The sequence below is a fragment of the Geodermatophilus sp. SYSU D01176 genome, assembly GCF_054050015.1.
This window is the reverse complement of the sequence record NZ_JBJGYN010000030.1, coordinates 28102-48498: the sequence shown is the minus strand read 5'-3', so window position 1 is coordinate 48498 and position 20397 is coordinate 28102. Positions and strand designations below refer to the sequence as shown.

Here is a 20397-nt window from a genome sequence, read left to right as displayed (position 1 = left end):
GACGGGCGGTCAGCCGATCTGCAGCGCCGTGCACCGCCACCGGCCGTCGATGCCCTCGAGCCGGGCCGCGACCGCGTGCGCCCGGCCCGAGCGGCGGGCCACCGCGCTGACCTCGGCCACCCCGTCGACCGGTTCACAGACGTGCACCGGACCCAGGAGCACCGGAGCGGTCCCGCCGGCACACCACCGGGGCCGTCGGCCGCTGGTGAGGGCGGTGTAGACGCCGAGGGCGGTGAGCGGCTGCACCTGGGTCAGCGGCCTCCGGCCGGCCAGCGCCTCCAGGGTGAGGGTCAGCAGCCGACGGCCGGCGATCCGTGGGTCGGGGAGGTCGGCCCGCGTCGACCAGGTCGGCTCGAAGCCCGGGACGAACCCCGCGGGCGGGTCCTCCGGGCGCGGTCGCGGACCGGGCCGGTGCGGTACCCGCGGAACCGCGGCGCCGGGCAGCACCAGCCGGAGTACCGGCTGCGGGTCCAGTGGCGGCTGCGGTGTCGGGACGACGGTGAGCCGCAGCGTCGCCGCGCGCAGCGGCTGGGGGCCGGTCTCGGGTGCGGGGGCGTCGACGGCGGGCTGGACGGGGGCGGCGGGCGCGGTCATCGGGGGCTCCGGGGCTCGTCGGTGGGAGGGGCGGGCGGCGTCAGGACGCCGGAGGCGGGCGCAGCACCTGGCCTGGCAACAGGAGATCGGGGTCGGGGCCGATGACGGCGGCGTTGGCCTGCCACCAGGCGTCGACGGCGGCAGCGACCTCGCCGTCGGTCGGGGTGCCGCCGGTCCGCCGCACGAGGTCGCCGGCGGCGATGTCCCACAGGCACTCACCACGCAGGACGACGTGGTCGCCCACAGCCGGCACCGGCCAGTCCGGGATCGTGGGCCCCTCGGGTGCCGCGTCGGGAGCCGGCGTGCCCGGCCAGTCCGCGACCGGGCCCGGCGCGGAGGAGGCGGGTCCCTCCGCGGAGGCGACGGCCATGGTCTGGGGGAGTGTGCCCGAGGTCGTGGCACAGCCGGCCAGCAGCGGGCCCCCCGTGACCAGCCCCACGCCGAGGGCCAGGGCCGCCGCGCGGCGCGCTCCGGCCGGCAGCACGCACCGGGCCAGTGCCCGCGCCAGGGCGCCCGCGACGCCCGGCAGTGCGGACAGCGCTGTGAGGGTCAGACCGAGGGCGCCCCACAGCCACACGGCCCAGGCGAGTGCTGCGACCCCGGCCAGCAGGACCGTGTCCGCGCCGGCGGTGTCGACGGCGCGCTGCAGGTCGATGCCGGCGTCCCGGACCGCTCCGAGGTCAGGGGTGACCAGGCGGAGGCAGGCAGCGGCAGCGGCCATCGCCGCCGCCGTCCCGAGCAGTCGCCGGATCGACATGTCTCCTCCTCGACTCGTCGATGTGCCGCATGACCAAACCATCCAAATGCGACCAAACGCAAGATCATGCATCCAGTAGTGTGGAAACCATGCGATGGCAGCGGCTCTTCGCCGACCTGCGGGCGGAGTTCGACGAGGCGGAGGCCGCGGCCGAGCGGGCGGAGGACGCCTCGCGTCGACGCGTGGAGACGGGCGCGGTCCGGCTCGTGGACCGGCTGGCCGGTGCACTCGGCCGGTCGCTGGTCCTGCGGTGCCGCGGCGCCGGTGACGTGACCGGCGTCCTCGTCGAGGTGGGTGCCGACTGGCTGCTCCTGGCCGACGACGCCCGCCGGGAGGTGCTCGTGGCGACTCCGTCGGTGCGGACGGTCGCCGGCCTCGGACGGGGCACGGCTGCGGCCGAGGACCCGGGCCTGGTCCGCGCGCGGATGGACCTGCGACGGGCGCTGCGCGGACTGGCCCGCGACCGCAGCGTCGTCCAGGTCGTCCTCGACGACGGGGCGGTGTACGTGGGCACCGTGGACAGCGTCGGCGCGGACCACGTCGAGCTGGCCGAGCACGCGGCCGACCAGCCGCGGCGGGCGGCGGCCGTGCGCGGGGTGCGGGCGATCGCCCTGCCGGCGGTCGTGGTGGTGCGGACTCTCGCGCCGGGCCTGGACTAGTACCTGGCGGTGTGCGGGGTCAGCCCCGGCCGTGCGCTCCGCGGCTGCTCGCTGCGTCGTCCTGCTCGGCCTGCTCCTCGACGGCGGGCTCCGCGGGGACGGTGCCGGCGCGCGCCTCCGCGTACTTCTGCGCGATGAAGCGCTCGAGCTCCTCGTTCTCGACCCGCCACTGGCCGCGACCGCCGATCTGGATGGCGATCAGCTCCTTGCGGCGCACCAGCGCGTAGGCCTGCGACCACGAGACGTTGAGGATCTCGGCCACGTCGTCGAGGGTCAGGAACCGCGGTGTGGGCATCAGGTCTCCGTCCGGTCCCCGACAGTCTGGCAGCCCCGTCCGGGTGGCATGCGCGCTGTCCACAACCCCGAACGTGTGGACAGCGCCTGCACCCATCGGCGCGTCTGCCGCATCATCTCCGTCCGACCGTGGCCCACCCGGGGTGTCCGCGGCGTCCGTGTTGAGGGAGGGACCGCTGGCTGTGAGCGCCACGCGCACCGTGCCCACCGCCCCGGGCACCGCCACTGTGCCGGGGCCGGCACCGCGACGGGTCCGGCCTCCGCGCTGGCTGGACCTCCGGCTGGTCCTGGGGGTCCTGCTGGTGCTCGGCTCGGTGCTGGGGGGCGCCCGCGTGGTCGCGGCCGCCGACGCCACCGTCCCGGTCTGGTCGGCTGCGGGCGATCTCGCCGCCGGCACCGTGCTCACGGCCGGGGACCTGGTGGCCGTGGACGTCCGGCTCGACGACGTCGCCGGCGCCTACCTCGCGACGAGCACCCGGCCCGAGGGCCGCACCCTCGCCCGCGCCGTGCGCGGCGGCGAGCTGTTGCCCCGGACGGCGCTGGAGGAGCCGGCCGACCTGGTGCAGCTGGCCCTGCCCGTCCAGGCCGGGTACGTGCCACCGGGCCTGGACCGCGGGGAGGTCGTCGACGTCTACGCCGTGGCCGACCCCGCTGCCGGCGCCACCGCAGCCGGCGACGGCAGCGTCTCGCTGGTCGTGGCGGCGGCGCCGGTGCAGGCCATCTCGGGGCGGACGGAGGGCGTGCTGTCGACGGCGACGACCACCGTGCAGGTCGTCGTCTCGGTGCCGGCCGACCGGGCGCCGGTGGTGCTGGCGGCGATCGGCGGCCGGCCGCTCGTGGTCGTGGTGCACGACTCGGTCGACGGCGCCAGCGGGGGTGCGGTGCAGTCCGCCCCCTCGTCCGCCGCGCCGCCTCCGGCCGCTGCGCCCACCGCGGCCGTGCCCGCCCTCCCCACCCCGCCCACCGCCGCACCCGCTCCGCCCGCCGCCGCGACCGCTCCACCGACCTCGCCCCCGGCCCCGGCCGCGCCGCCGGGCGCACGCTCCGCGGCGCCGTCGGCCACGCCGGGGGCGGCGTCCACCGTCCCGGGGACCGGGACGCCCTGATGGCGCTGCAGGTCTTCACCGCTGTCACCGGCGCCGGGTGGGAGTCCGCTCTGGTGGGGGCCCTCGACCGGGCCGACCACGGGGTGACCGTCGTCCGCCGGTGTGTGGACGTCTCCGAGCTGCTGGCCGCCGCGGCCACCGGGACGGCACAGGCCGCACTCCTGTCGGCGGACCTGCGTCGCCTCGACGGGGACGCCGTCGCCCGGCTCGCGGCGGCCGGGGTGGCCGTCGTCGGGCTGGTCGACCCCGGCGACGAGCGGGCCGCCGACCGGCTGCGCGCCCTCGGGATCGGACGGGTGCTGCCCGCCGACGCCGAGCCGGAGACGATCGCCTCCGCGCTGCGCGAGGCGGTGGCGGGAGGTCCGCCCGCGGGCCGGGACATCGCCGACCCGCGGGCCGCCCTGCCCGCCCACGGGCTTCCGGAGCCGGCGCCGGAACGGTCGCCCGGCGGGGGCCGCGTGGTCGCGGTCTGGGGGCCGACCGGCGCGCCGGGCCGCACCACGGTGGCCGTGGGGCTGGCCGACGAGGCCGCCCGCCTGGACGTGCCGACGCTGCTGGTCGACGCCGACGTCTACGGCGGCGTGGTGGCGCAGGTGCTCGGCCTCCTCGACGAGTCACCCGGGCTGGCCGGCGCGGCGCGGCAGGCGGCCGCCGGGACCCTGGACGAGGCGGCGCTCGGCCGCCTGGCCTGGGCCGTGCGCCCGCGGCTGGGTGTCCTCACCGGGCTGGCCCGCGCCGACCGCTGGCCCGAGCTGCGGCCGCACGCGGTGGCCGCCGTCCTCGACGAGCTCCGCCGCAGCGCCGAGCTCACCGTGGTGGACTGCGCCTTCAGCATCGAGGAGGACGAGGAGCTCTCCTTCGACACCGCGGCGCCGCGGCGCAACGGCGTGACGCTCACCGTCCTCGAGGCCGCGGACACCGTGCTCTGCGTGAGCGGCGCGGACCCCGTGGCGCTGCAGCGCGGCATCCGGGCCCTCGGCGAGCTGCGGGACGTGCTCCCCGACGTTGAGCCGGTCGTGGTCGTCAACCAGGTGCGGCGGGGACCGGTGCCGGGGGACCCCCGCCGCGAGATCGGCGACGCCCTCGAGCGCTTCGCCGGCCGGGAGGTGGGCTTCTTCCTCCCCGCCGACCGCCGTGCCACCGACGCAGCGCTGGCCGAGGGGCGCACGCTGGCCGAGGTGGCGCCGTCGTCCCCGCTGCGGGACGGCCTGCGGTCCATGGCCGCCGCGCTCACCGGCGTGCCGGTGCCCGCCTCCGGTCGAGGACGCCCGCGACTGCGCCGCCGCGCCGGCTGAGGCGAGGAAGGCCACCCTCCGCGGGGCTGTCCGCCGGGTGGCGCCCCGTCGTAGCGTGAGGACCCCGACCGGGAGGAGACCTGAGGTGGAGCGCCTGACCACCCTGGACGCGTCGTTCCTCTACCTGGAGAAGCCCGACAACCCGCTGCACGTGGCCGGCGTGCTGGTGCTCGAGCCGCCCGAGGGCGGCCTGGACGCGCTCGCCTCGCTGGTCGAGGCCCGGCTGCCGCTGGTGCCGCGGTACCGGCAGCGGGTCCTCGAGGTGCCCGGCCACCTGGCCAACCCGGTGTGGGCCGACGACCCGGACTTCGACGTCGAGTACCACGTGCGACGTTCCGCGGTGCCCCGCCCGGGCACGCAGGCCCAGCTGCTGGACCTCGTCAGCCGGGTGGCCGCGCGACCGCTGGACCGCGGTCGCCCGCTCTGGGAGCTCTACCTCGTGGAGGGCCTGTCCGAGGGCCGGGTCGCGGTGATCACGAAGACGCACCCGGCACTGGTGGACGGGCTGGGCACGGTCGACATCGGCCAGGTCCTGCTCGACGACTCGCCCGACACGTACGTCCCCGAGCCGGCGCAGTGGCGTCCCCGCCCGCTGCCCGGCGCCCTGCACTTGGTCGGCGAGGCGGTGGGGGAGTACGTGCAGCGCCCCTCGGCGGTCGTGGAGACCGCGCGGCACGCCGTCACCGATGTCCGGGACACCGGCGCGCGACTGGCCGGCGCGGCCGGTGGAGCCGTCCGGGCGGCGCGGTCGGCGCTGTTCCCGGCGCCGCACAGCCCCCTGAACGCGACCAGCGGCAGCCAGCGCAGGGTGGCGGTGGCGCGGGTCGAGCTCGACGACGTGAAGCGGGTGCGCAAGGCGCACGGCGGAACCGTCAACGACGTGCTGCTGACCGTGGTGACCGGGGCGCTGCGCGACTGGCTGCTGTCGCGGGGCCAGGCGGTCCTCGGCTCGACCTCGGTGCGGGCGCTGGTGCCGGTGTCCGTGCAGGGCGAGGAGGAGGCGGCCCCGGGCAACCGGGTGGCGAGCTACCTCGTGGACCTCCCGGTCGGCGAGCCGAACCCGCGGGTCCGGCTGGCGCGGCTGAGCTTCGCGATGCGCGGGGTGAGCCAGCACAGCCGGTCGGTCGGCGCGGACACGCTCATCGCGCTCACCGGGTTCGCGCCGCCGACGCTGCACGCCCTCGGCGCCCGCGCGGCCCGCGGACTGTCCCGCCGGATGGCCAACCTGGTGATCACCAACGTGCCGGGGCCGCAGGTACCCCTGTACGCGACGGGCGCCCGGATGCTGGAGGTCTTCCCCGTGGTGCCCCTGCCCCCGGGGCAGGGGCTGTCGGTGGGCATCACCAGCTACGACCGGTGCGTCTTCTTCGGCCTGAACGCCGACCGCGACGGCGTCGGGGACGTCGACGTGCTCGCCGACCTCATCGAGCAGGAGCTCGCCGCCCTGGTCGAGACCGCCGGCTGAGCCCGGGCTGGCAGGGCGGCCCGGACGCCGGGATACCGTCGGGCGGTCCCCCAGCACGAAGGAGCCAGCCCGGTGCGTGTCTACCTGCCCGCCACGACGAGCGTGCTGCGGACCCTCGTGGACGACGGGCGGCTCCCCGGCCCGCTCACCGCCTTCGCGGTCACCCCGGGTCTGCGGGAGTTCTACACCCTCAGTGACGCCGGGGCCGACGAGGAGGAGCTGGAGTACGCCGCCCTCCTGGCGGCCGCGCGGGCCAGCCTCCGGCTCGTCGACATCGACCCCGCAGCGGCCCGCCGCCGGGTCGTGCTGGCCGCCGACGTCCCCGACGCCGCGGTCAGCGACATCGAGGACCCCGACGCCGACCGCGGCGCCGTCCGGGTCGCCTGCGCCGTCGCCCTGGCCGACGTGGCCAGTGCGCACGTCGACGACGCCGAGGCCGAGGACGACGTCCGGGCAGCGGTCGGCGTCGTCCTCGAGGCCGACCTCGGCAGCGAGGATGCGCAGTTCGTCGTGGACCAGGCCGAGGGGCACGAGCTCGCCTGGTACGCCACCCAGGAGATCGGGACGCTGCTCGAGCTGATGTGACGCCGTCGTCCGGCCGGTCACGCCGCCACCGGCTGGTGCCGGCGGGCCACCTGGACGCGCTGCGCGGCTCCCGCCACCACCAGCCAGCCCGAGCCGGGGCGTGCGGGTACCGGCGTTCGCGGGAGCCGGATGCCGAGCAGGTCGGCGTCCCCGGGACCCGGGGAGAGCAGCAGCCCGGTCCGGCGCCGCCGCAGGGCGGGCACCGGCCCCCGGAAGGCGCCCGACAGTTCGGCGGCCGTCCCGGCCACGAGCAGGACGACATCGGGGACGCCCTCGACCGCGGTGAGCGCGCCGAGCACCGCGGAGGCGGCCAGCACGGCGTGGTCGTCGACGACCACCGCGCCCGGGGTGCTCTCCAGCCCGGCGAGCCACTCCTGCCAGCCGGCGAGGTCCGTGCCCTCCAGGCGGAACCGGTTCGGCGCGGCCCCGGGCGCCGACGCCCCGGCACCCCCGACCACGTGCAGGACCGGGACGCCCGCGGCGGCGAGGTGACCGGCCCAGGAGTCCAGCGCCGTCGTCCGGCCGCTGCCGGGGGGTCCGGCGACGAGCAGGCCGCCGGTCCGGGCCAGGTCGACGGTGAGCAGCCCGCCGTCGTCGCCGCCCGGCCCGACCGGGAGCAGCAGCGGGTGTCCCGAGCCGGGCGGCCCCGGCAGCGGCAGCAGGGGAGCGGCCGGGAGCTCGGGGACCGACAGCGGCCGCTCGGCGCTGGGGAGGGCGTCCGGCCAGGTCGGAGGCAGGCCGCGGGGCAGGGCCAGCTGGCACTCGGCGGCCTCCTCGCCGACCAGCGCACGCCCCGGCGGCCGGCGCCCGGGCACCTCCCGGGCCGCGATGCCGGCGACGGCGTAGTCGGCCCGGTCCGGCAGCGGCAGGACCAGCCGGGTGCCGACCGCGTTGGCCAGCCGGCCACCCGGCGCGGCCCGGTCGGCGGTGAGCAGGCTCGTCACCCCGGCGGCCCCGCCGTCCCGGACCAGGCGGAGCAGCGCCGCCGACCCCCGTCCCGGATCACACTCGTCCAGCTGCGCCATGACCGACTCCACCCCGTCCACCAGCAGCAGCAGGTGCGGTCGCGGGCCGCCCGGCGGAGCGGCGCGGCGCGCGACCACCTCCTGTGCGAGCCGGTCCAGCAGCCGCACCGTCCTCAGCGCGTCGTCCGCACCGACCGCGGTGCCGGTGTGCGGGAGGCCCGCCACCTCGGCGGCGAGTGCGCCACCACCGTGGTCGAGCACGTGGACGTGCAGCCGCTCCGGGCCGAGCGCGGTGACCCCCTCGGCGAGCGCCGTCCGCAGGAACGTCGTCCGGCCGCTGCGGGGCCCGCCCACGGCGAGCCAGCCGCCCGCCGCGTCCAGGTCCAGCTCGAGGAGCTCCTGCGCCTGGGCGTCCGGACGGTCCAGCAGGCCGAGCCGCAGCCTTCCTGCCGGACCCTCCCCGGCACGGCGCTGCAGCTCCTCGGCGGGCAGCCGGGTGGGGAGGGCGGGACACCACGGGCGGTGCGGCCGGGGCAGGCCCGTCGCGGCGGCCCGGCGCACGAGCTCCGCGGTGAGCCGGGCGAGGTCGCTGGGCCCGACGGCCACCTCCTCCGGTGCGGGACCGGCCGGGGCCGGCCAGCGCCAGGGCGCCACCTCCGGCGCGTCGTCCCGGAGGGCGCGGGACCCGCCGCTGACCCGCGCCGCCTGGAAGAGCACGGCTGCGCCGCCCGCCCGGAGGTACCCGCGGCCAGGGGTGTCCACCGGCAGGACGGCGGCCTGCGCGGAGCCGAGGACGTCCCGGGACTCCGCCTCGTCGGTGGTCCGCAGGCAGATCCGCAGGGTGCAGTTGGCCCGGATCTCCGGGGAGACCACGCCGCCTGGGCGCTGGGTGGCCAGCACCAGGTGCACGCCCAGCGATCGGCCCCGCTGGGCGATGCCCACGAGCCCGGACAGGAAGTCGGGCAGCTCCTCGGCCAGCCCCGCGAACTCGTCGACGACGATCACCAGGCGGGCGAGCTCGACCTCGTCGGGCAGCGCGGTCAGGTCCGGTGCGCCGTGGGCGGCGAGGAGGGTCTCGCGGCGGGTGAGCTCGGCGGTGAGCGACCGGAGCGCGCGGGCGGTGGCCGCGCCGTCGAGGTCGGTCAGCAGGCCGACGGTGTGCGGGAGCGCCGCTGCGTCGGCGAACGCCGCGCCACCCTTGTAGTCGACGAGCAGGAACGTGCACCGATCCGGCGGATGGGCCAGGGCCAGGCCGGCGATGAGGGTCTGCAGCAGCTCGGACTTGCCGGAGCCCGTCGTCCCGGCGACCAGGGCGTGCGGCCCGTGCCGGCACAGGTCGACCGACAGGCGCCCCGTCGCGGTGCGGCCCAGGGTGGCGACGAGGGCGTCCCGGGCCCGTGACCACCCGACGGACGGCGCACCGTCGGAGGCGGCGCCCACCCCGGCGGCTGCGAGGTCGAGCAGCCGGACCCGGCGCGGGAGGGCGGTGTCGGAGCTGGCCACGGTCAGCGCGGCCAGGTCGCGCGCGAGCCGGTCGGCCACGGGGCGCGGCAGGCGGTCGACCGCCGCGACCGGCCGCTCGCCGGCGCCCGCGCGGAGGAGGGTCGCCCGTTCTCCGGTCTCCCCGCCCAGCTGGAGCACGGCGTCGCCGAGCCCGGGGAGGTCCGCCGCCGAGGGTCCGCAGGCGAGGGCCACGACGCCGGCGGAGCGGGCCCGGTGCAGCGCGGCGAGCAGCCGCGGGCCGACCGGCCGGTCGACCAGCACGACGACCCGGGCGGGCGTTCCGTCCTCGGTGCCCGCCCGCCGGGACAGCAGGGTGGCGAGCCACCGGAGTTCCTCCTCCTCGGCGGCGTCGGCCGGGGGAGTCGGGCGGACGCGCGTCGCCTCCGGACGGAGGTGCGGGAGCCAGCGCAGCCACGCCCAGTCGCCCAGCCGGTCCGGCGTGGTGAGCAGGGCCAGTTCCACCTCGCCGGGCGCGTGCAGCGCCGCCAGCTGGCCGAGGACGGCGGTGAGGACGCCCACCGCCGGCGCGCGCGGGCCTGTGACGCCCAGTCCACCGGTGGCGGTCAGCTCCACCACGACGGGCAGTCGCTCCGACGGCTCGCGGCGCCGGGAGCCGTCGGGCTCCACCCGGACCACGCGGGACTCCCCGTGCCCGGTACCGACCCGCACGGCCAGCGCGTCGCTGTCCCCGCGGCGCCGCTGCCAGAGGGAGGTGGACCGCCGTCGCGCTGCCGTCGTCAGGGCGGCCAGGTCCGGGTGCGCCGTGTCGGCGGCCCGCTCCTCCGTGCGGAGGGCGCCCGCCAGCCGGTCCAGCGCCTGGGCGAGCTCTGCTGCGTGGGCCGCCCGCGCGCGGCGGGTGCCACGGCGGCCCGACCACCGGTCGGACAGCCACGTGCCGACCGCCACCACCGGGCTCAGCAGGGCGAAGAAGAGGAACTGTGGCGCGTCCAGCGCCCAGGCCAGGGCCACGCCGCCCACCGCGGGCAGCGCCACGGCCACCCGGGCCAGCCGTCGGGGCGGTGCGGGGACGGGCGCGGCCGGGAGGGCGACCTCGACCTCCTCGCGTGCCGGGTGCAGGCGCGGGTGGGGCCGCAGGGCCAGCCGGCCGCCCGCCGCGGGACGCGGGGTGGCCCGGACGCTCCCCGGCCCGGCGGTCCGCAGCGTGGTGGACCCCAGCCGGAGCGGCGCGCCCGCAGGCCACGGGCGTGCCTCCTCGTCGAGGCGGTCACCGTCCAGCTCGCTGCCGTTCCGGGAGCCGAGGTCGCGGACCGTCAGGTCGCCGGCGCCGACCTCCACGAGCACGTGCCGGCGCGAGACGGCGGGATCGGTCAGCCCGACGGTGGCCTCGCCGCCGCGGCCGACCACGTGCCGGCCGCGGTCGAGGGACAGCACCGTGCCGGCGTCGGGACCGCCCACGACGTGCAGTTCGAGCGCGGAGGACCCCACGGTGCCCGGACGCGGGCCGGGCCGGCCGAGGCCCAGCAGCGCCCCGTGCAGCAGCGCCGGGTCGGTCAGCGGCAGGGCGACGTCCAGCCGGGCGCTCCCGGACCACAGCTCCACGGACGGCAGCCGCAGGGCCACGCCCAGCGCCGGCAGGACGGTGCCGAGCCGGTCGTCGTCGCAGGCGGTGACCGCCACGTCCAGGGCGCCGGTGGGCGTCACGAGGGTCCAGCACCGGGTGACGGGGGAGCGGGCGGGCACGGACCCGACCCTGGCCGTCGCGGGGTACCCGCCGGGGCTGGCGCCACCGATCTGTGGACGGGGGCGGGGATGTGGACGACCGGAGGGGGGTGCGGAGGCCGGTTCCCTACGGTTCCGCCCCGACCGGGAGGTACCCGGAGCACGAGGAGGACCCGTGAAGGTCGAGATCGCCACCCTGCAGTCGCTGGCCGGCCAGTGCCGCGCCGAGGCCGCCGACACCACCGCCCGCCACGCCGCCCTGTCCAGCACCGTCGACGTCTCGGTGCTCGAAGGATGGACCGACAGCCAGGCGGCGGTCCGGTTCACCGAGCTCTACGAGCAGTGGCGGCTCAGTGCCCAGGGGGTTAGCGACGCCCTCACCGGGATGGGCGGCCTGCTCAGCAGCGTGGCGGCGTCCTACCAGCAGCACGAGGCGGACATGGCGGCCCGCATCGGCGCGCTGATCTGACGCCGGCTCAGCCCGGGGGTGCGGCCCCGGCCGGGGAGACCTCGGCCGGGCGCCCACCGCCGGCCCGGGAGCGCAGCCGGCGGGTGGCGTCGGGGAGGCGTTCCCACGGCAGGATCGACAGGATCGCGACGCAGTGCGGCAGGAAGATGATGGCCACGCTGGCGTAGACGGCCAGGTGGAAGCCGATCAGGAAGACCACCAACGCCACCCGCGCGCGGGCCGACCAGACCAGCAGCATCAGGGGTGCGGCGAACTCCAGCGCGAGCATCGCCCACTGTGCGCCCACGAGCAGTCCGGGCACCTCGAGGGTCCAGTCCGAGAACACCGTGCCCCGCCGCACGATCGCCCGGGCCAGCGTCGAACCCGTGGCCCAGTCCCAGCCCCCGAAGCGCATCTTCGCCCAGGCGGCGAGGAAGTAGGTGAGCATCACGGTGACGAAGACCGCGGCCATGGCCCACCCGGCCGCCTCCGAGGAGCGCGTGTCGCGCCACCGCACGCGCCCGATCGTCGGCAGCACCGCGAGGGCGACGAGGTAGGCGATCCGGTCGTGGTCCACCTTCCCGTAGCTCATCGCGATGACCATCCACTCCACGTAGAGGAGGAACACCGCGGTGCCGAGCAGGCGGGGCGCCCGGCCGGTCGCCGCCGCCAGCGCGGCCACGACGAGCGCCCACTGGACGACGAACACCACTGCCGGGGTGGGCGCGGGCAGCGGCAGCACCTGGCCGATGGTCAGCGGCGCGTACCACTCGGTCGGGACGTGCGCGTGTGCCCGCACCCAGGCCGTGGTCAGGAAGACGTCGACCGGCACGAACAGGTAGGCGAGGGTGCGGAACACGGCGACGCGGGCCAGCGGGACGGGCCGGAACCACCAGCCCGACCACCCGCGGCGGCCGACGGACGACGGCACGGCGGCGGTCGCACGGGCGGGGGGTGCGGCGCTCACGGGGTGCCCTCCTGGCCGGTCGCGACGGCGTGGTCGACCAGCACGCTCTCGGTGACCTCACCGGTGGTCCGGCCGTCGTCGAGGGCGTACCGCCGCTGCACGACCCGCACCGCCACCAGCGGCTCGGCGTCGGGGTGCGCGGCGGCGTAGGAGCCGGCCAGCAGCCCGAGCAGCTCCGGCCGGTCGACGAGCCGGGGCAGCTGACCCTCGAACTCCGCCCGACGCAGGCCCACCTCGCCGCCGGACAGCCGTACCTCGTCGCCGTCGGCGGTCACGCCGACCACCCTGGTGGACACCACCGGCCGGTCGGGGTCGGCGCGGGTCGAGTACATCCGGAAGGGGCCGAACGGGAACTCGGAGTCGTTGCCCCACACCGTGCCGCCGAGCAGCAGGGCGAGCACCACGGCGGTCGCGGCGAGCCGCACCCGCCGGCCGGTGGGGGAGAGCGTCAGGACACCGGGCTCCCCGGGGTCCGGAACGGGGGGAGCCGGTACCACGGGCGCATCGTAGGATCGGCGGCCGTCCAGATGGGTCACCGACGCGTGGTGGGCACCTGGCCCCCCGGGCGCGGTGGGCCCGTGCCTGCGACTCCTCCGGTGCCCGCTGTCAGCGTCGACACCGGGAGGCAGCAGGTGCAGTTCGGTCGGTACTACGAGGAGTTCGAGGTCGGTGCGGTCTACAAGCACTGGCCGGGCAAGACCGTCACCGAGTACGACGACCACCTGTTCTGCCTGATCACCATGAACCACCACCCGCTGCACCTGGACACCCACTACGCGGCGGAGACCACCGACTTCGGCAGGAACGTCGTCGTCGGCAACTACATCTACTCGCTGCTGCTCGGCATGAGCGTCCCGGACGTGTCGGGCAAGGCCATCGCCAACCTGGAGATCGAGTCGCTGCGGCACGTGGCGCCGACCTTCCACGGCGACACCCTCTACGGCGAGACGACGGTGCTGGACAAGACGCCGTCGACGTCCAAGGACGACCGCGGCGTCGTGTACGTCGAGACGATCGGCTACAAGCAGGACGGCACGGTGGTCTGCACCTTCCGGCGCAAGGTGATGGTGCCCAAGCGCTCCTACGGCGAGGCCCGCGGCGGCGAGCAGCCCGGACGCCCGGAGCCGACGCCCCGCGGCTGACCGGCGGGCGTGCGGCCGCACCGGGGTCAGGACGGCAGCACGCCCCAGCCGCGCAGCGTCTCCAGCAGCCGCGGCGTGCAGGTCAGCCGCTCGAGGTCGGCCGCGTCGGCGAAGGTGACGGCGTCCGCGTCGTCCCCGGCGGCCGGCGTGGCCGACGGATCGAGCAGCGTGCAGGTCAGGTCCACGACGTCGTAGACGACACCCGGGCCGGGGATCCGCACCCGGCCCACCTCGGCGCCGGCCCGCACCGCCAGGCCGGTCTCCTCGCGGACCTCGCGCTCGACCGCCGCCGCCACCGACTCTCCGGCCTCGACCCGCCCGCCCGGCACCGACCACAGCCCGCGCGAGGGCTCGTGGCCCCGCCGCACCAGCAGCAGCCGGCCGCGGGCGTCCAGCACCACCGCACCGACGCAGGCGACCACCGGCAGGTCGGCATCGGCGGCGGGCGACACGCGCGAACGGTACCCACGCCCCCAGGGGCCAGCGCTTGACGAACACGTCAGGTCACAGGACGGTGATGCCCGATGACTGCCACCACGGTCTGTCCCCGCTGCGGCCAACGCGTGGTCGTCCGTCCCGGGAACTCGGCCCAGGCCTGGTGTCCCGTGCACGGCGCGGTGACGCCGCTGCACCACACGCTCCTGGTGGCCCACGACGCCATCGCCGCGGTGACCGCCGACGCCCGGGTGCCGGCGTGGGTTCCCGACCCGATGCCGCCGGGGTGGACGGTCACCGGCCTGGCGTGGGGCGGGGAGCCCGGCGCACGGGCGATCGTCGTCGACTGCGCCGGGCCGGCCCCGCTCGGCGGCTCGGCCGAACTGGTCCTCGTCGCCGAGGAGCCCGGCACCGGTGTCGGCTGCGGGTACGCCGGCCTGCCCGGGCTCGACCCCGGCGACGTCATCTCCGGTCCGTCGTCCGTGGCCGTCGAGGCTGCCGGGCAGCGGGCGCCGCTGTGGGCGGTGCCCACCTCCGACGACCGCGCCGCCTTCGTGGGGGAGGCCTACGGCGTCTGGCTGTGGCTGGTCATGTGGCCGATGTCGGCCGCCTGGCTGCTCGCCGAGGAGCTGCAGCTGCTCGACCTGCGCGAGCGTCTCTACCCCGACCTGCCGCTCGGCCCGCCCAGCGAGCACCTCCTGCCCGGACGGTGACCGACCGCACCGGGCCGACCCGTGTCCCCGGCGGCGTGTCCCCGGCAGGGAGCCCTGCGGCGTGTGTTACCCATGGGGCTCGTCGTGCGGGCGGCCCCGTCCGCGCGCCCGCCCGACACCCACCGCGGAGGTGACGGTGAAGAAGGTCCTCACCTGGCTGGCACTCGCCTTCGTCGTCTTCTACGTCATCTCGGCGCCGGAGAACTCGGCCGACCTCGTCCGGACCGCCGGCCAGGCGCTGGGCGACGCGGCGTCCTCGCTGGCCTCGTTCTTCGAGTCCCTCGCCTAGGCCGGCGTGGGAGGTCCGGGGACACCCGAGCCCGACGGCCGCCGGCCGCGGTGGAGCAAGGACGCCGACAAGTACCTGCTCCCGCACGAGAAGCCGCCCGTCATCGCCACCCGGCGGCACTGGGCGGTGCTCATCACGCCGGCTGCGAAGGCCCTGCCGGTGCTCGCCGTCGGCGGCTGGCTGCTCGTGCTCGACCCGGACAACCGGCTCCCCACCACCGTCGGGTTCCTGGCGTTCCTGGGCGCGCTGGGCTACCTCGCGCTGCGGGTCGGCGAGTGGTGGATGCGGCACTTCATCGTCACCAACCGCCGGGTGCTGCTGACCACCGGGATCGTCGTCCGGACCGTGGCCCTGCTGCCGCTGCGCCGGATCACCGACCTCACCTACAAGGAGACGCTGCTCGGCCAGCTGCTGGGCTACGGCACGTTCCGCTTCGAGTCCGCCGGCCAGCAGCAGGCGCTCTCGGAGATCACCTACCTGCCGCGGGCCGACGTGCTCTACCGCGACGTGAGCGACCTGCTGTTCGGCAGCCACGGCGCCGACAGCGGGGACGACGAGGGCGAGGCCGAACCGTCGCCGCGGAAGGCCGGCCGGCCCCCGGCCCCGGCGCGCCCCGGGGCGGACGCACCCACCCGCGCACGGCGGGACACCGAGCCGATCCCCCCGCCGCCGCCGGGGCGTCCCCGTGCCGCCAGGGCCGCCAGCTGGCGGGTGCGGCAGTCTGGACGCTGATGCGGATCGACCTGCACACCCACACGTCGGTGTCCGACGGCACCGACAGCCCTGCCGAGCTGCTCACTGCCGCCCGGGCCGCGGGGCTGGACGTCGTCGCGCTGACCGACCACGACACCACCGCGGGGTGGGCCGAGGCGGAGCGGGCGCGCCCGGACGGGCTGACCGTCGTCCCGGGCATGGAGCTGTCCTGCCGCTGGTTCCCCGCCGGGGCGCCGCCGATCAGCGTGCACCTGCTGGCCTACCTCTTCGACCCGGAGCACCCGGCGCTGGCGGCGGAGCGGGCGCGGCTCCGCGACGAGCGGCTCAGCCGCGGCGAGCGGATCGTCACCGCCCTCGCCGACGCCGGGCACCCGGTCGTGTGGAGCGAGATCGTCACCCGGGCCGACGGCGGGGTGGTGGGCCGGCCGCACGTGGCCCGCGCGCTGGTCGAGGCCGGCGTCGTCGAGTCGGTCGACCACGCCTTCGCCACGCTGCTGCACCACCGCAGCCCGTACTACGTGGCCAAGGCCGACACCGACGTGCTCGACGGCATCGCGCTGGTGCGCGCGGCCGGCGGGGTGCCGGTGTTCGCCCACGGCCTGGCCACCCGCCGCGGCCGGGTGGTCGGCGACGAGGCGGTCGCGGTGATGGCCGAGGCCGGCCTGCTCGGCCTGGAGGTCGACCACCCCGACCACGACCCGGAGGAGCGCGCCCACATGCGGGGCCTGGCCGGCGAGCTCGGGCTGCTGGTCACCGGCTCGAGCGACTACCACGGCAGCAACAAGACGACGCCGATCGCGGCCTGCACCACCGCGCCGGACCAGTACGAGGCGCTGCTGGCCGCCGGCACCGGGGCGGCGCCCTTCGCCGGGCCGGTCGGCGCCGCCGGTTAGCGTGGCCGGCATGGGGGGCGCGCAGCTGGAGATGCCGGGGATGCCGCGGCGGCTGTTCCCGGCCACGCCGAGCAAGCTGGCCGCCTTCAGCGACTGCCCGCGCCGCTACCGGCACGCCTACGTCGACCGGCCCACCCCGGCCAAGGGGCCGGCCTGGGCGCACAACAGCGTCGGCTCGGCGGTGCACGCCGCGCTGCGCTCGTGGTGGGAGCTGCCGCTGCCGAAGCGCACCCCGGCCGCGGCGCGTCAGCTGCTGTACGGGGTCTGGTCGACTGCCGGCTTCCGCGACGCCGAGCAGTCCGAGCGGTGGCGCGCGCGAGCCGCGGGCTGGCTGACCGACTACGTCCCCGGGCTCGACCCCGCCGACGAGCCGGTCGGCACCGAGCGGCAGGTGGCCGCCACCACCGAGCGGCTCGCGCTGTCCGGCCGGGTCGACCGGATCGACCAGCGCGGCGACGAGCTGGTGGTCGTGGACTACAAGACCGGCCGCTCGGTCTCCACCGACGACGAGGCCCGCGGCTCACCCGCGCTGGCCGCCTACGTCCTCGGCGTGCGCCGCACGCTGCGCCGGCCGTGCAGCCGGGTCGAGCTGCACCACCTGCCGTCGGGCACGGTGGCCTCCTTCGAGCACACCGACCGGTCGCTGGCCAACCACGTCCGGCGGGCGGAGGACGTGGCCGCCGACATCGCCGCGGCCACCGCGGCCGTCGACGGCGGGGAGGACCCGGACGTCGCCTTCCCCGCGGTCCCCGGCCGGCAGTGCGGCTGGTGCGACTTCCGGCCCAGCTGCGCGGTCGGGCGGGCGGCCACCCCGCCGCGGGAGACCTGGAGCTTCCTCGCCGAGGAGGAGGTCGTCTCCTAGGCGCTCAGCGGGGTCCCCTCCGCCACCCGCTCCCGGGCCGACCGCACGATCGGCGACTCCCGCACCTGCGCCGGTACCGCGAGCGCCGCCCGGCGGAACGCACGCACCGCGCCGGTGGCGGCGGTGTCGGTGAGGCCGTAGCCCGGCAGCCCGTACAGCCGGCGGGCCCACTGGGGCAGCGTGGCCGCGCCCAGCGCCGCCAGCGTGCTCCACGCGGGCCGGGCCGGGGTGAGCAGCTGCACCCAGCCGGGCATCGGGGGCAGGAGCACGAACCGCGAGGCGGTCCGCGCGGCCGGGGTCACCGCCAGCTGGGGCCGCGTGCGCTCCAGGTAGGCGTCGAGCTCGGTGGCGCTGGCGGGCACGTCGCCGGCCGCGCAGCCGATGAGGACCGCGGCGGTCACCTGCTCGGCGACGTACCGGTCGGCCTCGGCGTCGGTCAGCGGCACCCCGGCCCGGCGGGCGACCGACAGCAGCGAGTCGACCTCGCAGCAGTGCACCCAGAGCAGCAGGTCGGCGTCGTCGACGGTGTAGCGACGCCCGGTGGTCTCCTCGACCGCCGACTTGCCCCGGTGCATGCCGCGCACCCGGCGCACCGACCGCAGCGCCTCGCGGCGGGTGCCGAAGGTCAGCGTGGCGACGTACTCGGCGGTGCGGGTCAGCCGCGGCCAGGGATCGTCGGTGAAGGCGGTGGAGAAGCGGGCGACGCCGTCCATCGCCACCGGGTGCAGGGCCTGCAGCAGCAGCGCCCGGATGCCGCCGACGGAGAACGCCGGGTCGCTGTGGATCCGCCAGCTGATGCTGTCGGGGCCGAAGAAGCCGAGCAGGTCCTCCTCGGCGGTGAAGTCGCGGGACGACGGCAGCCGGCTCACCGCAGCACCCCGGCCGTGGCCGGCACGGAGGCCCAGAAGTCGAGCAGGACCGCACACGTGCGGGGCGGGTTCTCGATCGCGGGGGAGTGGATGGCGCCCGGGATGACCTCGTGCCGGGCGCCCAGCCGGCGGGCCATGTCCTCCTGCGCTGCCGGCGTCCACGCGTCGTCCGCCACGCCGTGCGCGACCAGCACCGGGACGCCGGTGGCCGCGAGCTCCGCGACCCGGTCCGGCTCGCTGGTCATCGCGTCGGCCATCCCGCGCAGGCTCGCGCCGCTGGTGGCGAGGAACCGCCGGGCCAGGAACTCGCGCGTCGGGGCGGGCACCAGCTGCGCCCTCGGGTCGGTCATGGCCAGCTGCTCGAGCGTCTCGTGCACCAGCGGCACGCCGCCGGCGTCGAGCAGCGGGGTGAGGTGCTCGAGCAGCTCCACGCGGGGCCCGACCAGCCGGGAGGGACCGGAGCCGAGCAGGGTGAGCGTGCGGAACGCCGCCGGCTCGGCCAGGACGGCGGCCCGGCTGACCAGGCCACCGAAGGAGTGCCCGACCAGGTGCAGCGTGGCGACGCCGCCGGCACGCAGCTGCCGGGCGACGGCCAGCAGGTCGCCGGCGAGCTCGGCGACCGAGTACCGGGCCGGGTCGTCGGGCCCGGGGGACTGGAACTGGCCCCGCTGGTCGACGGCGACGACGCGGTACCCGGCGGCGCACAGGGGACGCAGCAGCGGCGCGAAGTCCTCCTTGCTGCCGGTGAAGCCCGGGACCAGCAGGACGGTGCCGCGCGCCCCGTCGCCGCCCGTGTCCAGCGCCGCCAGGGGACCCGCGCCGCCGTCGAACGTGCGGTGCCGCGCGTCGTGGTCGGCCAGCTGGCGAAGGTCGTCGGGTGCGATGGAGAGGGGAGCGCTGTCGTCGGGACCGGCGGGCATCACCATGGTCACCAGTGAACATTGGCGGCGGCCTCCCTGCAGGGACCCGCCGCGAGCCTGCGGGTGGTGGGGGGCAGGGAGGTCCTCTTTCAACGGAAGGCGAGGACGCGGTCGGGCAGCTGGTGGACGACGACCGGGCCGGCCACGGTGACCAGCCCGCCCGCGCGCAGCCCGGGGGTGTCCACGCGCTGCACCTCGTCGCCGGTCGCGAGGTCGCGCAGGACGACGGCGTCGCCCTCGGGCACCGGGACCGACGTCCCCGCGGGGAGCAGCGCGCGGTCGACCGCGCTGGCGGGCAGGCCGGTCGCGGGTGTGCGCCAGGAGACCGCGCCGGTGCCCTGGTCCACCACGGTCAGCGTGCCGCCCGCCCACACGAGCGCGCTGGTGCCGACGCCGGTGGTGCGCACCTCGTCCGCGGACTCCGCGACGGGCGCGCCGAGCGGGGCGCCGTCGGCACCGGCGAGCACCTGCACGCCGTCGTCCGCGGCGGCCACCACCGCCTGCTCGACCCCGGCCAGCGTCGTCCCGCCGGGCACGTCGCGCGTCCACAGCGGAGTGCCGTCGTAGCCGTCGAGGAGGCGCACCTGCGTCGTCCCTCCGCAGTCCTCCAGGACGGCGGCGCCCGCCCCGCCGACGTCGCCGTCGGCGAACGTGCAGCCCTCCTCCGGGTCGGCCCGCCAGCGGATGCCGTCGCCGACCGGGTCGAGGGCGAGCACGCCGGTGGGGCTGGTGGCCAGCACGATGCCGTCGGTGCCGGTGAGCACCGCGTCCGGGCGCAGGTCGAGGTTGCGGGTCCAGGCGCGCACGCCGGTGTCGACGGAGAGGGCGACCGCCTCGTCGCAGCGGTCCTCGGTGCCGAACACGGCGACGACGCGGCCACCGACGAGGGTCCAGTCGCAGAGCCGGGCGTTGGCGCGGGTGTAGCGCCAGGCCTCCGTGCCGGAGCCGACCTCGAGGGCCCGCACCCCGTGCTCGTCACTGACGACGACGCGGCCGCCGTCCACGGTCGCCCGGGCGGCGCCGCTGCTGGCGGTCGTCGGGGCGGTCCAGGCGGCGGAGACGGCACCGGCCGGCGTCCCGCTGGGGACGTCGGCCGGTGCTGCGGTGGTGCTGTGGGTGGCGGCCGCGTCCGAGCCCCGCCACAGCAGGGTCGCGACGACCACCAGCGCGAGGACGGCCGCCGTCCACACCCACACCCGCAGCGGCGGGCGGCGCAGCGACGGGACCGGCACGCGCGGAGGA

The 20397-nt window shown here is 77.4% G+C and carries 22 protein-coding genes; 12 read left to right on the top strand and 10 right to left on the bottom strand.

Features of this window, described 5'->3' with window-relative positions:
• Positions 1-9: 9 nt before the first annotated feature.
• Both ACI78Z_RS16255 and ACI78Z_RS16250 read right to left on the bottom strand, forming a co-directional pair.
• Complete coding sequence (locus tag ACI78Z_RS16255; protein ID WP_457037574.1) at positions 10-594, bottom strand: Rv3235 family protein; 585 nt, start codon at positions 592-594, stop codon at positions 10-12.
• 40 nt (positions 595-634) lie between these two features.
• Positions 635-1351, bottom strand: a complete 717-nt coding sequence (locus tag ACI78Z_RS16250) for a LysM peptidoglycan-binding domain-containing protein (protein ID WP_457037573.1) — start codon at positions 1349-1351, stop codon at positions 635-637.
• Positions 1352-1440: 89 nt separating this feature from the next.
• On the opposite strand from ACI78Z_RS16250, the gene ACI78Z_RS16245 reads away from it, so the two are divergent.
• On the top strand, positions 1441-2010 hold the full coding sequence (locus ACI78Z_RS16245) for a hypothetical protein (protein WP_457037572.1): 570 nt from the start codon (positions 1441-1443) through the stop codon (positions 2008-2010).
• Between the two features lie 19 nt (positions 2011-2029).
• Here the strand turns inward: ACI78Z_RS16245 and ACI78Z_RS16240 are convergent, their stop codons facing one another.
• Positions 2030-2305, bottom strand: coding sequence for a helix-turn-helix domain-containing protein (locus ACI78Z_RS16240; RefSeq protein ID WP_457037571.1), 276 nt, complete (start codon positions 2303-2305; stop codon positions 2030-2032).
• A gap of 181 nt (positions 2306-2486) precedes the next feature.
• Here ACI78Z_RS16240 and ACI78Z_RS16235 point away from each other — a divergent pair, with 181 nt between their 5' ends.
• From ACI78Z_RS16235 to ACI78Z_RS16220, 4 genes are all read left to right on the top strand, one after another.
• The gene (locus ACI78Z_RS16235; protein ID WP_457037570.1) at positions 2487-3410 is read left to right on the top strand and encodes an SAF domain-containing protein; all 924 of its coding nucleotides are present in this window, start codon (positions 2487-2489) and stop codon (positions 3408-3410) included.
• Positions 3410-4705, top strand: coding sequence for an AAA family ATPase (locus tag ACI78Z_RS16230; protein ID WP_457037569.1), 1296 nt, complete (start codon positions 3410-3412; stop codon positions 4703-4705). Before ACI78Z_RS16235 ends, ACI78Z_RS16230 begins: the two co-directional genes overlap by 1 nt.
• 85 nt (positions 4706-4790) lie before the next feature.
• Complete coding sequence (locus ACI78Z_RS16225) at positions 4791-6170, top strand: WS/DGAT/MGAT family O-acyltransferase (RefSeq protein WP_457037568.1); 1380 nt, start codon at positions 4791-4793, stop codon at positions 6168-6170.
• 72 nt (positions 6171-6242) lie between these two features.
• Positions 6243-6755 carry a DUF6912 family protein gene (locus tag ACI78Z_RS16220; RefSeq protein ID WP_457037567.1) on the top strand — a complete coding sequence of 171 codons (513 nt, stop codon included), beginning with the start codon at positions 6243-6245 and terminating at the stop codon, positions 6753-6755.
• A 17-nt stretch (positions 6756-6772) separates the two neighbouring features.
• On the opposite strand, the gene ACI78Z_RS16215 is transcribed toward ACI78Z_RS16220, so the two are convergent.
• Positions 6773-10924 (bottom strand): FtsK/SpoIIIE domain-containing protein, encoded by a 4152-nt coding sequence (locus tag ACI78Z_RS16215; RefSeq protein ID WP_457037566.1) that lies wholly within the window; start codon positions 10922-10924, stop codon positions 6773-6775.
• Positions 10925-11078: 154 nt separating this feature from the next.
• On the opposite strand from ACI78Z_RS16215, the gene ACI78Z_RS16210 reads away from it, so the two are divergent.
• Positions 11079-11372 carry a WXG100 family type VII secretion target gene (locus ACI78Z_RS16210; RefSeq protein WP_457037565.1) on the top strand — a complete coding sequence of 98 codons (294 nt, stop codon included), beginning with the start codon at positions 11079-11081 and terminating at the stop codon, positions 11370-11372.
• Positions 11373-11379: 7 nt separating this feature from the next.
• Here ACI78Z_RS16210 and ACI78Z_RS16205 read toward each other — a convergent pair whose 3' ends face one another.
• A complete protein-coding gene (locus tag ACI78Z_RS16205; RefSeq protein WP_457037564.1) occupies positions 11380-12318 on the bottom strand; it encodes an MFS transporter permease in 939 nt (312 codons plus the stop codon).
• The gene (locus ACI78Z_RS16200) at positions 12315-12815 is read right to left on the bottom strand and encodes a hypothetical protein (RefSeq protein ID WP_457037563.1); all 501 of its coding nucleotides are present in this window, start codon (positions 12813-12815) and stop codon (positions 12315-12317) included. The genes ACI78Z_RS16205 and ACI78Z_RS16200 overlap by 4 nt, the downstream gene beginning before the upstream one ends.
• 135 nt (positions 12816-12950) lie before the next feature.
• Here ACI78Z_RS16200 and ACI78Z_RS16195 point away from each other — a divergent pair, with 135 nt between their 5' ends.
• On the top strand, positions 12951-13460 hold the full coding sequence (locus ACI78Z_RS16195) for a MaoC family dehydratase (protein WP_457037562.1): 510 nt from the start codon (positions 12951-12953) through the stop codon (positions 13458-13460).
• 26 nt (positions 13461-13486) lie between these two features.
• Here the strand turns inward: ACI78Z_RS16195 and ACI78Z_RS16190 are convergent, their stop codons facing one another.
• Positions 13487-13912: an NUDIX domain-containing protein gene (locus ACI78Z_RS16190; RefSeq protein WP_457037561.1), complete on the bottom strand. Its 426-nt coding sequence runs from the start codon at positions 13910-13912 to the stop codon at positions 13487-13489.
• Between the two features lie 72 nt (positions 13913-13984).
• On the opposite strand from ACI78Z_RS16190, the gene ACI78Z_RS16185 reads away from it, so the two are divergent.
• The 5 genes from ACI78Z_RS16185 to ACI78Z_RS16165 all read left to right on the top strand — a co-directional run bounded on the left by ACI78Z_RS16185 (position 13985) and on the right by ACI78Z_RS16165 (position 17366).
• Entirely contained in the window at positions 13985-14608 is a 624-nt protein-coding gene (locus tag ACI78Z_RS16185; RefSeq protein ID WP_457037560.1) for a DUF6758 family protein, read from the top strand.
• Positions 14609-14744: 136 nt separating this feature from the next.
• A complete protein-coding gene (locus ACI78Z_RS16180) occupies positions 14745-14897 on the top strand; it encodes a hypothetical protein (protein WP_457037559.1) in 153 nt (50 codons plus the stop codon).
• Between the two features lie 6 nt (positions 14898-14903).
• Complete coding sequence (locus ACI78Z_RS16175) at positions 14904-15629, top strand: PH domain-containing protein (RefSeq protein WP_457037558.1); 726 nt, start codon at positions 14904-14906, stop codon at positions 15627-15629.
• Positions 15629-16504, top strand: a complete 876-nt coding sequence (locus tag ACI78Z_RS16170) for a PHP domain-containing protein (protein WP_457037557.1) — start codon at positions 15629-15631, stop codon at positions 16502-16504. Before ACI78Z_RS16175 ends, ACI78Z_RS16170 begins: the two co-directional genes overlap by 1 nt.
• A 10-nt stretch (positions 16505-16514) precedes the next feature.
• A complete protein-coding gene (locus ACI78Z_RS16165) occupies positions 16515-17366 on the top strand; it encodes a RecB family exonuclease (RefSeq protein WP_457037556.1) in 852 nt (283 codons plus the stop codon).
• Here ACI78Z_RS16165 and ACI78Z_RS16160 read toward each other — a convergent pair.
• From ACI78Z_RS16160 to ACI78Z_RS16150, 3 genes are all read right to left on the bottom strand, one after another.
• Complete coding sequence (locus tag ACI78Z_RS16160) at positions 17363-18235, bottom strand: oxygenase MpaB family protein (RefSeq protein WP_457037555.1); 873 nt, start codon at positions 18233-18235, stop codon at positions 17363-17365. The genes ACI78Z_RS16165 and ACI78Z_RS16160 overlap by 4 nt on opposite strands.
• Positions 18232-19161 (bottom strand): alpha/beta fold hydrolase, encoded by a 930-nt coding sequence (locus ACI78Z_RS16155; RefSeq protein WP_457037583.1) that lies wholly within the window; start codon positions 19159-19161, stop codon positions 18232-18234. The genes ACI78Z_RS16160 and ACI78Z_RS16155 overlap by 4 nt, the downstream gene beginning before the upstream one ends.
• A gap of 83 nt (positions 19162-19244) precedes the next feature.
• Positions 19245-20387, bottom strand: coding sequence for an outer membrane protein assembly factor BamB family protein (locus ACI78Z_RS16150; RefSeq protein ID WP_457037554.1), 1143 nt, complete (start codon positions 20385-20387; stop codon positions 19245-19247).
• Positions 20388-20397 lie beyond the last annotated feature (10 nt).